Origin of the sequence: Dysosmobacter sp. HCP28S3_G4 (genome assembly GCF_052065175.1) — a bacterium.
Lineage (GTDB): Bacteria > Bacillota > Clostridia > Oscillospirales > Oscillospiraceae > Oscillibacter.
Map to the genome: position 1 here is coordinate 1 of NZ_JBQHUP010000111.1, position 714 is coordinate 714.

Below are 714 nucleotides of genomic sequence, written 5' to 3' on the forward strand. Positions count from 1 at the left end.
CGGCCCTTAGAGGCCTTCTCCAAAAGAGATTTGAGGCTTGTCAGGTGTGCTCCGGCAACCTGTTTGGCTCCCGGAAACTCCTCCAGCAGGGCATAGACAGAGGCCATGTGGAGCGTTGGAACCAGCTTTTCCAACTCGGGAAACAGAATGCAGACCAGTCTGGAAACCGAGGTTTTCAGCTTGGCGCGCTCCTTTACCTTGTCAAAACGGTATCTGGTGAGTGACTTTAGTTCCTCATTGTGGTATGCTGTATCCGTGTAGGGTTTGAGGCCTGCATCGGATAACAGCATAGCCGCAATCGTTCGTGCATCTACCCGATCGGTTTTGGTCTTTCTGAGGCTGAGACTTTTTCGGTAGAGATTTGTGCGTAAGGGATTCAAGACATAGGTGGCCAGACCATTGTCCAAAAGAAACCCCAGCAGATTGTAGCTGTAATGCCCGGTTGCCTCAAGCCCTACTCTTATTTTGTCCTGAGGTGCGGTACAGGCCTGAATCTTCTCCAGCAGCGTATGGAAGCCATCCATATTGTTAGAGATGGTGAACACATCCGCCAGGACTTCGCCCTCAGAACTGTGGATAAAGCAGTCGTGCTTGTCCTTTGCCACATCGATACCAACGGAAACGACCATTTCAAAAACCTCCAACGGTAAATTTGTGATGCTGTTCCACAGAACACTTTGCTTTTGTAGCCTTGTTCCACATAAACCGTCTGGC

At 50.0% G+C, this 714-nt stretch carries 1 protein-coding gene; it reads right to left on the reverse strand.

All coding sequences use genetic code 11. From position 1 onward, the window contains the following. Nucleotides 1-629: IS110 family transposase (locus tag ACTNBU_RS12670; protein WP_441034452.1), on the reverse strand; the 629-nt coding region annotated here is incomplete at its 3' end. Nucleotides 630-714: the final 85 nt, after the last annotated feature.